This window comes from Oscillospiraceae bacterium, from assembly GCA_015065085.1.
Classification (GTDB): Bacteria; Bacillota; Clostridia; order Oscillospirales; family SIG627; genus SIG627.
The window spans coordinates 1-15,260 of sequence record SVQW01000021.1; the positions used below are offsets into that span (position 1 = coordinate 1).

General features: G+C 43.7%; 13 protein-coding genes, 4 tRNA genes and 1 pseudogene. 11 read left to right on the top strand and 7 right to left on the bottom strand.

Annotation, left to right across the window (positions count from 1 at the left end):
- Positions 1-460 precede the first annotated feature (460 nt).
- Together E7588_10265 and E7588_10270 are read right to left on the bottom strand one after the other, a co-directional pair.
- Positions 461-534, bottom strand: a tRNA-Trp gene (locus E7588_10265).
- A 26-nt stretch (positions 535-560) separates the two neighbouring features.
- Positions 561-634, bottom strand: a tRNA-Met gene (locus E7588_10270).
- A gap of 160 nt (positions 635-794) precedes the next feature.
- Between E7588_10270 and E7588_10275 the strand changes: the two genes are divergently transcribed.
- Positions 795-871, top strand: a tRNA-Arg gene (locus E7588_10275).
- A gap of 130 nt (positions 872-1,001) precedes the next feature.
- Here the strand turns inward: E7588_10275 and E7588_10280 are convergent.
- From E7588_10280 to E7588_10300, 5 genes are all read right to left on the bottom strand, one after another.
- Positions 1,002-1,193: a hypothetical protein gene (locus tag E7588_10280; GenBank protein ID MBE6689636.1), complete on the bottom strand. Its 192-nt coding sequence runs from the start codon at positions 1,191-1,193 to the stop codon at positions 1,002-1,004.
- Between the two features lie 199 nt (positions 1,194-1,392).
- Positions 1,393-1,481 (bottom strand) — tRNA-Ser (locus tag E7588_10285).
- Between the two features lie 154 nt (positions 1,482-1,635).
- Complete coding sequence (locus E7588_10290; GenBank protein MBE6689637.1) at positions 1,636-3,465, bottom strand: TIGR03960 family B12-binding radical SAM protein; 1,830 nt, start codon at positions 3,463-3,465, stop codon at positions 1,636-1,638.
- Positions 3,458-4,585, bottom strand: a complete 1,128-nt coding sequence (locus E7588_10295) for an FkbM family methyltransferase (GenBank protein ID MBE6689638.1) — start codon at positions 4,583-4,585, stop codon at positions 3,458-3,460. The genes E7588_10290 and E7588_10295 overlap by 8 nt, the downstream gene beginning before the upstream one ends.
- A gap of 26 nt (positions 4,586-4,611) precedes the next feature.
- Positions 4,612-5,508, bottom strand: coding sequence for a chitin deacetylase (locus tag E7588_10300; GenBank protein ID MBE6689639.1), 897 nt, complete (start codon positions 5,506-5,508; stop codon positions 4,612-4,614).
- A gap of 89 nt (positions 5,509-5,597) precedes the next feature.
- Here E7588_10300 and cysC point away from each other — a divergent pair.
- The 10 genes and pseudogenes from cysC (at position 5,598) to lysS (ending at position 15,073) form a co-directional block, all read left to right on the top strand.
- Positions 5,598-6,182 (top strand): annotated as a pseudogene (cysC, locus tag E7588_10305) (adenylyl-sulfate kinase).
- A 57-nt stretch (positions 6,183-6,239) separates the two neighbouring features.
- Positions 6,240-7,010, top strand: coding sequence for a 3'(2'),5'-bisphosphate nucleotidase CysQ (locus tag E7588_10310; protein ID MBE6689640.1), 771 nt, complete (start codon positions 6,240-6,242; stop codon positions 7,008-7,010).
- A 155-nt stretch (positions 7,011-7,165) separates the two neighbouring features.
- Positions 7,166-7,939: a 16S rRNA (uracil(1498)-N(3))-methyltransferase gene (locus E7588_10315; protein ID MBE6689641.1), complete on the top strand. Its 774-nt coding sequence runs from the start codon at positions 7,166-7,168 to the stop codon at positions 7,937-7,939.
- A 71-nt stretch (positions 7,940-8,010) separates the two neighbouring features.
- Positions 8,011-9,093, top strand: coding sequence for a PucR family transcriptional regulator (locus E7588_10320; GenBank protein MBE6689642.1), 1,083 nt, complete (start codon positions 8,011-8,013; stop codon positions 9,091-9,093).
- Positions 9,094-9,105: 12 nt separating this feature from the next.
- A complete protein-coding gene (gene ftsE, locus E7588_10325; protein MBE6689643.1) occupies positions 9,106-9,786 on the top strand; it encodes a cell division ATP-binding protein FtsE in 681 nt (226 codons plus the stop codon).
- On the top strand, positions 9,783-10,730 hold the full coding sequence (locus tag E7588_10330) for an FtsX-like permease family protein (GenBank protein MBE6689644.1): 948 nt from the start codon (positions 9,783-9,785) through the stop codon (positions 10,728-10,730). Before ftsE ends, E7588_10330 begins: the two co-directional genes overlap by 4 nt.
- Before the next feature lie 69 nt (positions 10,731-10,799).
- The gene (locus tag E7588_10335) at positions 10,800-11,867 is read left to right on the top strand and encodes a Gfo/Idh/MocA family oxidoreductase (protein MBE6689645.1); all 1,068 of its coding nucleotides are present in this window, start codon (positions 10,800-10,802) and stop codon (positions 11,865-11,867) included.
- A gap of 7 nt (positions 11,868-11,874) precedes the next feature.
- Positions 11,875-13,071, top strand: coding sequence for a PDZ domain-containing protein (locus E7588_10340; protein MBE6689646.1), 1,197 nt, complete (start codon positions 11,875-11,877; stop codon positions 13,069-13,071).
- Between the two features lie 15 nt (positions 13,072-13,086).
- A complete protein-coding gene (greA, locus tag E7588_10345; protein ID MBE6689647.1) occupies positions 13,087-13,554 on the top strand; it encodes a transcription elongation factor GreA in 468 nt (155 codons plus the stop codon).
- Positions 13,555-13,570: 16 nt separating this feature from the next.
- On the top strand, positions 13,571-15,073 hold the full coding sequence (lysS, locus tag E7588_10350) for a lysine--tRNA ligase (GenBank protein ID MBE6689648.1): 1,503 nt from the start codon (positions 13,571-13,573) through the stop codon (positions 15,071-15,073).
- The last annotated feature ends 187 nt before the right edge of the window (positions 15,074-15,260 follow it).

Consider the following 15,260-nt stretch of genomic DNA (forward strand, 5'->3'; position numbering starts at 1 on the left):
ATATTGTTATCCTCCTTTTTCTTTTGTGTCTTTATATTACCACAACTTTTTATGCTTTTCTGTGATATTATCACATAATATACATATAACCCCGTAACAAAATAAGACACGCCTTAAACAAAGAAAAAGGGATTTTAATTTTTGGTAAAAATATTCTGCGAGAATCAAAAAATGTTCTGGTAGAATTGTTATCTAAAGGCGAAATTGATAGAATTGGCGAAATCAAGTGATGCTAAAATGATGATGTAGCAGACGGAACGCTTGCAAACGGATGCGACCGTATGCGAAATTGATGCTCATTTCGGGCATGATTATTTGAGTCTCAAGACCATGCGCCGTCATCAGAAATATAATCTAAAATTACTAAAATTTGCTATTGATGCTCAAAAAAGTGAAGATTGCCGCTCTCGAATTTTGACAATAAAAAATGGCTCAAACCCAGTGTTTGAGCCAAATATATTGGCAGGGGTAGAAGGACTCGAACCCTCAAGAACGGTTTTGGAGACCGGCATGTTACCATTACATCATACCCCTAAATATAAAGCTGTCATAAGGAAAAGTGGGCCTTCAGGGACTCGAACCCCGGACCGACCGGTTATGAGCCGGTTGCTCTAACCAACTGAGCTAAAGGCCCTCGTTTTGACAGCTTTTATATTATAGCAAAAAAACTTTTGTTTGTCAATAGGTTTTGGGAAAAAATATTAAAAAATATTTATCAAAAAATGTTTGAAATCTATTGACAAAACAAAAAAAATATGCTATAATATCAAACGTTCGGTAAGCGTACCGAATATGCGCTCGTAGCTCAGCTGGATAGAGTGACTGGCTACGAACCAGTAGGTCAGGGGTTCGAGTCCCTTCGGGCGCGCCACTTAAGCCAAGTCGTAAGACTTGGCTTTTTTGTTACACAGAGCGATGATTTCATACCTATAAATATAATGTCATATTTGATTTTATGTACAAAGGAGAAGAAATATGAAAAAGCTCGCAAAAACGATTATTTATATGCTTTTTACGTCATCATATATATTCTTTTTCAGTTTGGGAGCAAAATGTCTGCTTAGCCTTTTGGGATATTCTTTTGCAATTTCTCTGGACGGAAAGTCGGTGATATCACTATACCCCAGATTTATTCCGTTTTGTATGGTTTTAGGATTTTTGACCTTGTCAGCAATAGGTTTTATTGGTTTCATGAATCTAAAATATTCAGAAAATCTTGAATACACCAATCGGGTATGGAGTATTCAATGGGGGTGCGTATTTATTCTTACTCTTCCTATGATAAAGCTTTGGGAAATTGTGTTCGGCTTTCTGCAAAGAGTGTTTTAAAAACATATTTTAAACAAAAATACAGCAACAAAAAACGACAGGAAATATCCTGTCGTTTTTTTACGGAAAGAGAGGGATTCGAACCCTCGGAACGGTATTAGCGTTCACACGATTTCCAGTCGTGCGCCTTAGACCAGCTCAGCCATCTTTCCATGTGATGAGATGTGTCCAATCAAAACACTATTTGCAGTGCTCTTTCAAGCACGTTGATTATTATATCACACTTTTCCCAAAAAAGCAATAGTTTTTTAAAAAAAATATTTTTTATTTTTTACGGGCGCTGCATGCGCCCGTAAAAGCTTATAATCATTTCGCAAATTTGCAGTGCTCCATCATACCGCAAGCCGAACATTTTTCACTGCAGGCGGGTGTGACCTTGCCATCGAGGGCATTTTTATATTCTCTTTTAAAGAACTCATCCGTCACACCGATATCTATCATACTCCAAGGAAGTACTTCATTTTCTCCATATTCGCGCTGTGCGTAAAAGGACATAGAAAGCCCCGCGTCAGCGACAGCCTTTTCCCATACATCATATGAGAAAAATTCATCCCACGCACTGAAAATCTGACCGTTTTTATAGGCGTTATACACCACCTTGGAAAGGCGTCTGTCTCCCCTTGCGAGAAGCGCCTCTGCACGTGACACCACTGCCTCGTGATAGGAATACTCTATGCGGCGCGAGGTGATACAGCTTTTGAGGTATTCCTGCTTTCTTCGAAGCTCCTCCAAGCTGTTCTGACCCACCCGCTGAAAGGGTGTGAAGGGTTTGGGCACAAAGCAGGAAACGCTCACCGTAACCTTTACATGCTTGCCCTTCATACGTTTTGGGTTATGGTAAAACTCGTCCACCACTTTTTCGGCAAGCTGTGCGATGCCCTTTAAATCCTCGTCGGTTTCGGTAGGCAGGCCCAACATGAAGTAAAGCTTAACCTGGTCTCTGCCCGATTCAAATGCCATTTTTACCGAGCGCATAAGGTCTTCTTCGGTGATACCTTTGTTAATGCGGTCGCGCAATGCTTGCGTTCCCGCCTCGGGGGCAAAGGTAAGTCCGCTGCGTCGTATAGACATAACCTTATCCATAAGCTCCTTTGTGAAGCTGTCGAGACGCATGGATGGAAGTGAAAGATTAATTTTACGTTCACCCGTCCAATCAAGAAGATAGTCAGTCAGTCTTTCGAGACAGGAATAGTCACTTATACTCAGAGAGGTAAGAGATATTTCATCATACCCCGTATTGGCAATGGAGTTACGCGCCTGTCTGTCAAGCACCTCAGGGGAACGTTCACGCACAGGTCTGTATATCATTCCTGCCTGGCAGAAGCGGCATCCATGAGTACAGCCACGGAAGACCTCAAGCATAACGCGGTCATGTATGGCTTCGATAAAGGGAAGCACCGGTTTTTCGGGGAAAAAGGAATTGTCAAAATCCTTTATAATTCTCTTTTTTACCTTTTCGGGTGCTCCCTCGAGAGGAGAAATATTCTTTATGGTCCCGTCAAGATTATACTCAATATCATAAAGAGACGGGACATAAAAGCCCTCAAGCTGTGACGCCTTCACGAGAAACTCATGACGCGATGTGCCGTTCTTTTTGCATTCATTATACAGATTAACAAGTTCAGGAAGCGCTTCCTCCCCCTCTCCGATGGAAATAATATCGATAAAATCCGCAAAAGGTTCAGAATTATATGTACACGGTCCGCCGGCTATGACAATGGGGTCACCTTCTTTTCTTTCGATGCTGTAAAGAGGGATTCCGCCCAGCTCCAGCATGTAAAGAATGTTTGTATAACACATTTCATACTGAACCGTGAAGCCAACTATATCAAAATCGCTCAGAGCATCTCCGCTTTCCAGAGCGTAAAGCGGGATGTTATGCTTTTTCATCACCTCGCCCATATCGTTCCAGGGTGCAAAGCATCTTTCGCACCACACATTTTCCATGTTATTAAGTACACCGTACAGTATCTTCATGCCGAGGTTTGACATGCCTATTTCATATGTATCGGGGAAACAGAAGGCAAAGCGTACGTCAACCTTGTTCTTGTCCTTGATGACCTGTCCCACTTCTCCGCCAGTATATCTTCCGGGTTTTAAAACACTTTTGAGATACGGTTCAACTTTACTATACATTTTGTTCTCCTTGAATTGCGTATTTTTCGTCCACAGCTATTATTTCCAGTTCCCATGCGGGAATACACGGCTTGCGGTTAAGGTAAAGCTTATAGCTTTGCGAATAGCTTTTTATCAGCCCGGGCAGTTTATAAAGGTCATTGTTATTGTGATAAACCGACACTATGAGAACCGGGCGATTACCGGTTATCAGTTTCTTTGAACCTTCCAGTGCTTCAAGCTCGCTTCCTTCCACATCGTACTTTATAAGGTCGGCATTGTCAGTAATACTGTCAAGCGGCAGGGTCCTGATAAGCTTTTCTTTCTTTTTCTGCAAGCCCTGCGCTATATTACCAAGCGTTGTATTCATCCCAAATCCCATGTGTACCGTCATTTCTGCAGTACAGCTCCAGGCGGCATTATTATAAGCGCGGGTTTCAATTTCAAGCGTATCGGCATAAGCGGAAAGCTTTTTGAAATTCTTTTCGTCCGGCTCCATGAGAATCGCCGATTCAAGCTTCGTGTAAAGCTCAACGGCGCTTTTCAGCGTATCGCCGGTGTACGCCCCCAGATCAGCATAAGTGTGTATCAAGTCGGTACGATACAGTTTGTGGGGATTTTTTATAAGGCTGTCAGCTTCTCTCAGATATTTGAGTTTACCGCTCATTTTAAAATCCAGAATACGACAGAATACCTCTCTGCTACATTCTTCAAGCATCATCATCGCACTGTACAATTCATTATGGTGTCGGCTGTAAAAATCACTGTCAAACACCTCTGTGTAATCACCGCTGACATTTACATCGGGGGCATATAATTCATATGCTTCGGACATAGCATACAGCATTTCCACAGTTTCGCTCTGACGTGAAGCGAATGCCACAAGAATTATGAAATCTGCGTACTCCGCCTTCACTTCACTGAAGGATTTAACCCTCTTTCCGCGAAAGAGCTGACCGCGCACAAAGCCGTCACTGGCAAAAATATCACTAAACCCTATATTTTTATTTTCCAGCACGGTTATGATTTTTTCAGCACCGTCCCCCATTCCGTAAATCAGTATGGGTTTATCGTTGCTTTGAAGATATTCCCACAGTGTACAGTCGGGAGATTCGTTCAAAAATTGTCTTAAATTATCCATATTCTTATTTTTTCGTTTTTATTTTCTCATTCGGGCTTGATTAAATTCTGCTTTCTTGCTATAATAGATTGATCCTTGACATAGGAATCTATCCATTCGGGAGTTGTTCTCTCATATACCGTAATGCGATTAAGCGAATAAAGACTGCTACCGGGGCGAATGTAGTTGACACCCTTTTTGGTCGTCATGGTGATTTTGAATCCGAGTTCTTTTAAAACCGACTCGGTTATATCGTTCTTCAGACCGTAGGGGTAACAAAACAGTACATTATTATTGCCTACATTAGTTTCGATGAGGTACTTGTTTTTATAAACGTCCGCCTTCAGCTTCCGGCGGTAATCCGCTTCACTTTCACCTATAACGCTCAGCACGCCGTATCTTCCGTCGGGATTAAACAGCGGGCTGTCAAAGGGTGTGGAGTGCATATCGTAGCTATGATTCTGTATTTCAATAAGACCGCTTTCGTACATCTTTTTGGCGGTTTCCCACGAAAAATGGGGAGTTATTGGGGTGGTACCGTCCAGGCGCGTGGTTTTGCCGACAGACCAGCCCACAACAGAAATCACAGCGGGCATATCCAGTTTTTTGAGCACCTCATATGCCATGAGATAGTTACTTTCGTAACCGTCGTCAAGTGTTATGAGAAGCGGTTTTTCCGGCAAATCGTTACCGTATTCCGCGTAGTTTATAAGCTCACGCATGGTTATTGCGGTATATCCCATATCCTTCATTCCGCGAAGCTGATTTTCAAATGCCGCTACCGTGACGGTCATGTCATTATCCACCGGAATGTCGGAAAAATTATGGTACGTGAGTACCGTTACTATTCTGCTTTCTTCCCGAGGAACAGCGGCATAGTCACCGCTTATAACCGCAGGAAAAAACAGGCTAAGTGCTGCAAGCAGCATCATAAATTTACTCATTGATTCACTCCGTCGATTTTATTGCTTTTATTATTATACTATAAAACTAAGATTATATCAAGATAAAAATGTAAACGTTGAGGTACTGCATGAAAAAAAATATCGTTTGGAGCAAAAGTCCCGTGGAAAGACAAGAGCGCGAAGCTATTCTCGGGCAAAAAGGCATGATACTGTGGATGAGCGGTCTGAGTGGCTCGGGCAAATCCACAATAGGTCATCTTGTGGAAAAAAAGCTGACGGAAAAAGGCAGACTTGTCTCTTTTCTTGACGGCGACAACCTCAGATTCGGGCTCAATTCAAATTTGGGGTTTTCACTGGAGGACAGAGCCGAAAATGTACGCCGTATAGGCGAAGCCGCACTGCTTCTGGCAGACAGCGGAATTATTGTAATTGCGGGTGCGGTTTCTCCGCTGTGTGAAATGCGTAACGACGTAAGAAGGCGTGCGGCTGAATGTGGTATACCCTTCTGCGAGGTATATGTAAAGGCAGAGGTGAAGGATTGTGCACAACGCGATCCGAAGGGGTTGTATGAGCGTGCTTTCAAAGGAGAAATAAAGGATTTCACAGGTGTTTCGTCCCCGTATGAAGTTCCTGAAAATCCCGAGATAACGCTGGATACAACAGCATTTACCGCCCAAGAATGTGCATTTGAGTTATTCACATACATAAATAAGTTTCAGTATGACTCTCTTCTGAACAGCAAAGTTGTAAAGGAGTGTGTACGCGCGGCAATGCTTGCAGGCAAAGAAATAATGCAGGTGTATGAGAGCGCCGATTTCGGAGTGGAGATAAAAAGCGACAACTCTCCCCTGACACTCGCAGACAAGCGTGCCAACGCGGTTATAACGGATATTCTTTCAAAAAGCTTTCCTCAGTATGCAATTCTTTCGGAAGAAAAAGCCGACGATCTTTCGCGGCTCAACGAAGATTTCTGTTTTATAGTCGATCCGCTGGACGGCACAAAGGAGTTTATAAAACGTAACGGTGAATTCACCGTTAACATAGCTCTTTCATATCTGGGCAAGAGCATTATGGGGGTAATTTACGTGCCCGTAAGCGGCGATGTTTACTATTCATGCGACCAAAAAGGCTCGTTTTTGCAAAGCAATGTAAGTGATATGGAGCAAATAGAGTTTTTCGATGCGCAGTATAAGATAAAGGTGTCGGATAAAAAAGACAACCTTACGGTTATGGCAAGCCGTTCCCATTCGGATGAGAAAACCGCAAAAATGCTTGAAGATAACAAGGATAAAATCGGTACTACCGTCTCGGCGGGAAGCTCATTGAAGGGTTGCTACATTGCTTGCGGTAAATCCGATATTTACTATCGCTTCGGTCTTACCAGCGAATGGGACACTGCCGCAATGCAGAACATTGTGGAAAACGCAGGAGGAATCTTTATGCAAACCGACGACACCCCAATGCGTTACAACCGAAGTGACATACTCAACCGCAAAGGTTTCTATATCCTTAATAACCCGGATAATAAATTCATGATTTAATTGCAAAAAAACATTATCAATTTGTAAATATTTTATAATCTTTCAACAAAACGTTTGACAAATATGACAAAATGATATATAATATCTTGTGATATACGGATAAAAATTGTCAATTTTTATCCGCATGTCTTTGTATTCAAATCTAAAAAGGATTAATGGCTCGGTTTTATCGGCCTTTGTGTGTTATGCCTAAATTTTTTCTTCCCAACGGGAGCATCGATGCCGACGTTATACCCGAAACCATTTCCATAACGGGAAGCGATGCTTACCACCTTTCCAGAGTACTTCGTGCAAGAATAGGCGAAGAGCTTACTGTATCTGATATGCGAAGGCGTGTATTCAAGGGAAGCATAACGCATATCAGTGACGATGAGGTGATTATAGCCGTCACAGATGTCACCAAGGAGCAGGCGGAGCCCACTGTGGAGGTTACTCTTTATCAGGCGCTTGTCAAGGGTGACAAATTCGATACTGTCATACAAAAATCCGTGGAATGCGGTGTGAACCGTATTGTACCGGTGGTTTGTGAGCGGTGCGTGGTCAAGCTGGATGAGCAAAGCGCACAAAAGAAGCTGACGAGGTGGCAGAAAATTGCCGATGAAGCGGCAAAGCAATGCGGACGCGGCATACTCCCCCGTGTAGAATTTCCCGTGACCTTCAATCAAGCCGTGGAAGCCATGAAAAAAGATGACTTTCCGTTTATGTGCTACGAAGGCGACGATGTTATCCCGATAAAGCGGCTGCTGAGCGAAAAAAGTGCTTTCTCTTACTCGTTTCTTATCGGACCCGAAGGTGGTTTTTCCTCTGCCGAATGCGATATTGCGCGAGGCACAATACCTTTGTGCGGACTGGGCAAGCGTATACTCCGCACCGAGACAGCGTCAAGCGTTGTTTTATCCTGCATCATGTACCATACCGACAATTTATAATTGCGTTTTATTCAAATAACACAAACTACGGCTTCACAAGGTGATGCCGTGAAGTTGAAAGGAGCCTTTCGATGTCCAACAGATTATTTCAAGGAATAATCCACCAAATGAAAGACACGGTCAACCGCACCATAGGTGTTGTTGATGAAAACGGCGTTGTTATATCCTGCAACGAGCTTGTAAAGATAGGAGACACCTTTGAAGGTGTTCGTGACGAACATCCCTTCAACGGCGGATTTGTATGCGAGGGCGCCACATTCAAGCCCATAGGTGTACACGGCAAATCCGAGTATCTTGCTTTTGTTGACGGTGATGACAGCATCGCCGACAGTATTTCCTCTGTTCTCAGCATAACTCTGGGCAATCTCAAGGAAATGCATGATGACAAATACGATAAAGCAAGCTTTATCAAGAACATTATCAACGACAATATTCTCCCCAGCGATATTTACATAAAAGCAAAGGAACTTCACATGGACCACAATGTTCCCCGTGCGGTGTTCCTCATCAAGTTTTTCGGCAAGGGTGATATTGTACCCATTGACCTTATACAGAATCTCTTCCCCGACAAGGCGAAGGAATATGTCATAAGCTCGGGTGAAAACGAAGTTGCTCTCATAAAAGAATTCAAAAGCGATGTTGAGCCCGAGGAGCTGGACAAGATCGCAAAGAACATTTCCGACACCGTCAATGCGGAATTTTATCTTCGCGTAACGATAGGCATCGGCACTGTTGTCAGCAACATAAAGGATCTTGCGCGTTCCTACAAGGAGGCACAGGTATCTATCGAAGTCGGAAAAGTGTTTGATATCGAAAAAACAATTATAAACTACGACAATCTCGGTATAGGACGTCTTATATATCAACTTCCCACCACGCTGTGCGAAATGTTTCTGCATGAAGTATTCAAGCGCGGAACAATTGAAAACCTTGACCGCGAGACTCTTATAACCATTCAGGCGTTTTTTGAAAACAACCTCAATGTTTCCGAAACCTCAAGAAAGCTGTTTGTACACCGTAACACCCTTGTGTACCGCCTTGAGAAAATACGCAAAATAACAGGGCTTGACCTGCGCGAGTTTGATAATGCAATAACCTTTAAGGTTGCTTTGATGGTCAAAAAGTATCTTTCGTCCAAAAACGGCAAATTTTAAAGGTAAGGAAATATGATAGAATTCAATAATGTCACAAAGGTATACGAAAACGGCACAAAGGCGCTGGACAATGTTTCTCTGCGTATAGAGCAGGGCGAATTTGTTTTCATAGTCGGTGCTTCCGGTGCGGGAAAAACCACTCTTACAAAGCTTCTTATGTGTGAAGAGCGTCTCTCGAGCGGTACACTCAATGTAAACGGCTATAACCTTTCCAGAATACCTCAGCGTAAGATACCATTTCTCCGACGTACCATGGGCATGGTGTTTCAGGATTTCAGACTTCTGCCCAACATGACCGTCGGTGAAAACGTCGCCTTTGCGATGCGTGTTATCGGAGAGCCCAAGAAGGTTATAAACACCCGCGTGAAAAACTTTTTGCGTCTTGTGGGGCTTTCGGATAAAATAAACGATTACCCCAGACAGCTTTCAGGCGGTGAAAAACAGCGTGTCGCGCTCGCAAGAGCACTGGTAAACCGTCCGTCAGTTATAATAGCGGATGAGCCTACCGGCAACATCGACCCTATAATGAGTTTTGATATGATAAAGCTGCTTTTGAAAATCAATTCTCTCGAAAACATGACAGTGGTTGTTATCACTCACGAAAGAGACATTGTAGATGCCTTCAACAAGCGTGTTATCACCATCAGCGACGGCTGTGTAATAAGCGATAAGACGGGAGGTATGTTTGAATGAACAACAAGCCTTCACAAAACTCAAATAAGAACCGGAAAGCTTCAAAAAGAAAGTACAGTATGATGTATTTTCTTAAGCTTGCCATAACGGGTATCACCAGAAACAGCGTAATGTCACTGGCTTCCATACTTGTACTCACCTCCTGCCTGGTGGTAATGGGCAGCTTTTGGGTAGTGACAGAAATCATTAATGACAACATGTCACTTCTTGACGGCTACAACAAAGTTGTTGCGTTTGTGGATTATGATGCAGACGACATAACCATTGCCAGCATAAAGGAAAAACTGTCAACACTGCAGACAGACGGATACATAGAATCCTTTGAGTTTGTTTCACGCGATGAAGCACTGGAAAATGAAAAATCAAAGTACGGTGAAGATTACAAGGAGCTTTTCGAAAACTACCTTGATGAAAATCCTCTGAAGCATTCATACCAGATTACTTACACCGAGGGAATAAACGTTCAGGATCTGGTGTACCGCATACAGCAGATAGACGGTGTGTATAATATATACAACCGAGTTGATATTGCGGAAAATATCGAAAATCTCAAGAGTGCCGCAACATTTATTTTCTCATGGCTTTTGATACTGCTGTTCGTGGTCTCTATGTTTGTTATCGTAAATACAATAAAAGCATCGGTTTATGTACGACGCGAGGAAATAAGCATAATGTCATGTGTAGGTGCTACCGGTTTCTTTATCACCTTCCCCTACATGATTGAAGGCTTTATTATAGGTATCCTGTCTTCCATCTTCGCGTTTTTCTGTCAAATGTACATCCACAAATATATGCTCACCGATATAATAGGCAGCTACGGTGTTATTCAGATAATGCCCTTCTCGCAGGTTCAGTGGCTTTTCATGGGTGCATTCCTGTTTATAGGTATTGTAACCTCCGTCTTGTGCAGCATCATACCCGTAGGCAAATACAGAAAAGTATAATCAAAAACATTTTATGCATTATTAAGAAAGGAAGCGGCGGCAATACATATTGTCACGCAACATTCGGTTATGTCAGTTAATGTTGGTATTCTCGGTCTTGCTCACGGACACGTTCAAAATTACGGAAAAAGATGGGTAGACGACCCCTCCATCGGAGTAAACATCGTTGCAGCATGGGATCACGACAAGGAACGCCTTGAATCCGTCCGAGCAACACTGAAATATGAAAAAGAGGAAACTGCAGAAAGTCTGCTCGCAAGAAAAGATATTGATGCTGTTGTTATTTCCTCCGAAACAAGTCTTCATGCCGAGCTTGTAATCAAGGCGGCACAGGCAAAAAAAGATATAATTCTTTACAAGCCCATGGCGCTTACACTTAAGCAGGCCGATGCAATCGTTGAAGCTGTTGAGGAAAACGGCGTCCGTTTTACAATGGGTTATCAGATGCGTGTTGACCCTCAGAATCAGAAAATAAAAGAACTCATTAAAGAAAAGACCATCGGTGAAACATACATGTTCCGCAGACGTCACGGTCTGGGCACCCACCTCTGGCCCGGATTTGAAAACACCTGGCATGTTTCTGCGCAGTACAACCGCGATATTTTTGCCGACGATTCCTCCCACCCCATTGACCTTACCAACTGGATTTTCGGTCTTCCAGAAACCGTAATGGCTGAAATGACCACCATGAATTCCAATGGTATACGCAACGATACGGCTGTGGCTGTATTTAAGTATCCCAACGGTATGATTGCAGAAATATCCCTCTGCTTCGCCTGCACTGCTTCCGAAATAACCACAGAGGTTTACGGCTCCAAGGGTGCTGTTCAGCAGTACTTCGGTGACGCCACCTCGTGTCAGACATCGCGTCCCCGCAAGGAAGGTACAGCGGGATTGAAGTGGTTCATAAACGGCGATGCAAACTGGACCGAAAGCGACATTCCCACTCCCGAAGCACACGGAATGCGTATAGGCGACCAGGCGATACATTTCGCCGAATTTCTCCACGGCAAGCGCGAGCCGATTTGCACCGCACGTCAAGGAAGAGATTCTCTTCGCATGGTACTGGCGTGCTATCTGTCTTACCGCGAAGGTAAACGAGTACGCATAGACGATCCAAGAGTTTACGAAATCTGATATTGAAATGAACAGAAAAATATCATTGGGGGCAGCACTGGCAATAATGCTTCTCGGGGTGCTGATAACCTTTCAGATAACAGTCATTTCGGTTGACAAGCAGTATTCCGAAAAGCTTGCCGAAATAACTTCCAACCAGATAAATTACCAGAAGCTTTCCACCATCGATCAGACCGTACGACGCAACTTTGTAAAGCCCATTGACGAAGAGGCGCTTGAAAATCAACTTATCACCGGCTATTTTAAAGGACTCGGTGATAAGTATTCCTATTATATGACCCCGAACGAATATGCCGCGTATCTTTCGCTTTCGTCGGACAAGAAGGTCGGAATCGGAATCACCGCAAGCTACGACATTGAAAATGATGCCATTGCTGTTTACAGTGTCGTATCCGGCTCACCTGCCGCGACAAGCGGCATTACCGCGGGAGACCTTATAATCGCCGTTGACGGGAATAGTGTAAGCGATGTGGGCTATCACAGTGCGGTCGAAATGGTTTCGGGCGAGATTGGTTCGGTATGTACGCTGACAGTTCTTTCCGGAACAGGGCGCAAAGTCCGGAAGGACGTTAAGGTAACTCGTGCTCAAATCGAGATACAGTCCGTATTTTCGCGTATGATAGATGAAAAAATCGCATATGTTTCAATAAGTGAATTTTCCGAAAGCACGGCTTCTCAGTTCATTTCCGCCATGGATAATCTGATAGCTTCGGGAGCGCAAAGGTTTATTTATGACATACGTTCAAACCCCGGCGGCGAATTAGACAGTGTGAGAGCTGTTCTTGACTATCTGCTTCCTGAGGGACCCATTATACGCATGTATTCGGCAGACGGAACGGAAACATCACTCCAAAGCGATGCAAGATGCGTCGATTATCCTTCTGTAACTCTTATAAATATAGCTACCGCAAGTGCCGCAGAGCTTTTTGCCGCCGCGCTTAAGGATTACGGTATGACAACACTGGTCGGCGAAACCACTTTTGGAAAAGGTTCAATACAAACCACTATCACACTGCCCGACCGAAGCGGTATAACACTTTCCACAGCTATGTATTCTCCGCCCAAGAGCGACAGCATAGAAGGTGTTGGTGTAAAACCCGATATTGAAATCAAGCAAGATATTTACAACGACCTCAATCTGATTGACACACTGACAGATACTCAGTTAAAAAAAGCCATTGAACTTTTAAGCGATAATAATTGAAAGGATTGATATACAATGAAAGACGAGCACGTTTTATTAACCCAGGAGGGATATGACAAATTAAAGGCCGAATATGACTACCTCCGTCTCACAAGACGCCAGGAAGTAATAAACGCCATCAAGGTGGCAAAGGCTTTTGGTGACTTATCCGAAAACAGCGAATATGACGAAGCAAAGAACGAGCAGGCAGAGGTCGAGCACAAGATTGCCGAGCTGGAGGTCATGCTCAAAAATGTTAAAATAATTGAAAAAACCTCCACTTCCGTTATTTCCATGGGAAGCACCGTAAAGATTTACGACTGCGAATTTGAGGAAGAAATGACATACACCATCGTTGGCTCCGCAGAAGCCAATCTTGACGAGGGACAGATTTCCGATGAATCCCCCATCGGTCACGCATTGCTGGGCAAAAAAGCTGGCGACATTGTAGATGTTGAAACTCCCGGCGGAGTTATCAAAATAGAAGTTTTGGAAATTCAGTAAGTGACAGGAGAAGAAAATGGCAGAAGGAATGAACAATGTCCCCGCTACCGAGGGCGAAGAAAGCGTAGGAAGCGTACTGGAGGTACGCAGAAATAAATTATTCGATTTACAGGCGGCAGGAAATGACCCCTACATGGAAGTTAAATATGAGGTCAATGCTTACGCCGCGGACATAAAAGCAAATTTTGAAGCAATGGAAGGTCAAACAGTATCCATGGCAGGACGTATTATGTCCCGCCGCGACATGGGTAAGGCGAACTTCTTTGACATTGCCGATTCCACCGGCAGAATTCAGGTATATATAAAACTTGACGATGTTGGCGAAGAGCTGTTTTCAGCTTACAAGAAATGGGACATCGGCGATATCGTCGGTCTTGTAGGTAAAGTATTCAAATCAAGACGCGGCGAAATTTCCATCCATACAGAAACCGTAAAGCTTCTTTCCAAATCCCTGCGTCCACTGCCCGAAAAGTTCCACGGTCTTAAGGATCAGGATCTGAGATACCGTCAGAGATATGTTGACCTTATCGTAAATCCCGAGGTTCGTGATACATTTGTAAAGAGAAGTGAGATTCTCCGCGAGTTACGCGCTTTCCTGGATTCAAAGGGATTCCTTGAGGTTGATACCCCGGTTCTCCACACTCTGGAGATTGGCGCAGCGGCACGTCCTTTTGTGACCCACCACAACACTCTTGATATTGACATGTATCTGAGAATCGAAACCGAGCTTTACTTAAAGCGTCTTATCGTAGGTGGCTTTGAGAAGGTATATGAGGTTGGACGTATTTTCAGAAACGAGGGCATGGACATAAAGCACAACCCCGAATTTACATCCATTGAGCTGTATCAGGCTTACATCGACTATCACGACCTTATGGATCTTGTTGAAGAGATGTACACCACCATCACCAAGAAAATATGCGGCAGTGATGTTATCACCTATCAGGGCACCGAAATCAACATGGCTTCTCCCTGGGAACGTCTTACTATGGCTGAATCCGTCAAGAAATATGCAGGTGAAGACTACGACAGCTGGGAAAGCGACGAGGCAGCACGCGAGGTTGCCAAGAAGCGTCATGTTGAAGTTGAAGACAACGCAACCAAGGGTGATGTGCTTATAGCATTCTTCGATGAATTTGTTGAAGAAAAGCTGATTCAGCCCACCTTCATTTACGATTATCCCGTTGAAAACTCGCCTCTTGCAAAACGCAAGAAATCCAATCCCGCTTTCACCGAGAGATTTGAATTCTTTATCTATGCGCGTGAAATGGGTAATGCTTTCTCCGAGCTCAATGACCCCATCGACCAGCGTCAGAGATTTGAAAAGCAGGTTGCTGCAAAGCGCGCCACCGGTGCAAACGCAGAGGTTGACGAGGATTTTATCAACGCACTGGAATACGGTATGCCTCCCACCGGCGGTCTGGGCTTCGGCGTAGACAGACTTGTAATGCTTCTCACCGACAGCTATTCCATCCGCGATGTTCTCCTCTTCCCCACAATGAAACCGCTTGACAAATAATCCACCATATATAGTTTTGAGAGGGTTATTTATAACAACATCTTGTGTTTTTGTAACAATGGCAATGTAGATTTACCAAATTATTTACCAAAAAATTTATTTAAAAGCACACGATATAGTACGAAATAAGCACTATCTTTTACGGATAGTGCTTTTTCAATGTCCTGTTTTATTAAATTGAAGTGTC